The following is a 1,119-nucleotide window of genomic DNA, read 5'->3' as shown; positions in this document are numbered from 1 at the left end:
CTACGCGCCCGGCTGGCTGCGGCGCTGGGGCGTGCCGGTGGTGGCGGTGTCCGGGGCCGGCGACCGCGCTTCGGACCACGCGGCGCGAGACGGCGCGGCTGTCGGGCGCGCCTGTGCTGCGGTCGCGGCGGCTGGTCGATCCGGGCATCGCCGCCCGCCTCGTATTCGGCGCGCGCGCGCTGGCGGCCGGTGGCGAGACTCTGGAATTCGACGACGATTGAGCGGGCGCGGGCCCCGTCCGCCGTCCGGGAGGAACCACAGCGACTTGCCGGGCCTGGGGGCGCCGCCGCTGTCCGACGGGACCCGCCAGACGGCACCTATTCCCAGCCGCTGGCTATCGGAAGTATCTAAAACTTATAAAGAATTTTCCTGAGCTCCCGCGCGGGCTATAAAAATCCCATGATTGCCGACGCCGCCGTGGCCCGGGCAAAGACCTAGGCGGGGGCATCCGCGCGCGTCAGGCGCGTGGCACGACTTGGAGCGTACATGGCGAGCACCGCCGCCCGGCACACCCCTCTCGACATGGTCCAGGCCCAGCCTTCGCCGGCGCTCAGCCCGACGGTCTGGCTGCTGACCCGCGTGTCGCCGGCCCTGAGCATGGCCACCCGAATCGGGATCGGCGCCCTGATCGTCGCCGTGAGCGCGCTCCTGGCGGAGGTCCTGTACGAATCCTTCGACGTGACCCGCCTGTCGGTGCTGTTCCTGGGCGGGGTCATCGTCACGGCCGTCACCGTCGGCACCTGGCCGGCGATCATCGCCTCGGTGCTGGCGGTGGTGGTCTACAATTTCCACCTGGTCGAGCCGCGGTTCACCTTCACCTTCGCGGGCGACGACGCCCTGACGCTTTTCGTCTTCCTGGCCGTGGCCCTGATGACCGGCAGCCTGGCCGGGCGGGTGCGCGACGAGGCGCTGCGCAGCCGTACGCGCGCAGACCTGATGACCACCCTGTTCAACGCCAGCCGCAGCCTGTCCGAGACCGACACCGAGGCGGCGCTGCGGGCCAGGCTGGCCGCCCAGCTCGCCCATGCGGTCGGCGGCGAGGCGCAGGTGGTCGGCCCGGACGAGGCGCCGACGGAGCTCGCCGACGACGGCCAGCCGCGCGCCGGCGCCCTGCTGGCC

The 1,119-nt window shown here is 72.4% G+C and carries 2 protein-coding genes; both read left to right on the top strand.

Going from position 1 to position 1,119, the window contains the following annotated elements:
- A partial coding sequence (locus G3573_RS22090) for a hypothetical protein (RefSeq protein ID WP_205598435.1) occupies positions 1–221 on the top strand: 221 nt, incomplete at its 5' end.
- Between the two features lie 265 nt (positions 222–486).
- Positions 487–1,119 (top strand): DUF4118 domain-containing protein (locus G3573_RS21560; RefSeq protein ID WP_163263675.1); only part of this gene is annotated, 633 nt, incomplete at its 3' end.

The sequence above is a fragment of the Caulobacter sp. 17J65-9 genome (genome assembly GCF_010975005.1).
Classification (GTDB): domain Bacteria; phylum Pseudomonadota; class Alphaproteobacteria; order Caulobacterales; family Caulobacteraceae; genus 17J80-11.
The sequence above is the reverse complement of the archived record's forward strand: the minus strand, read 5'-3'. Positions and strand labels throughout refer to the sequence as shown.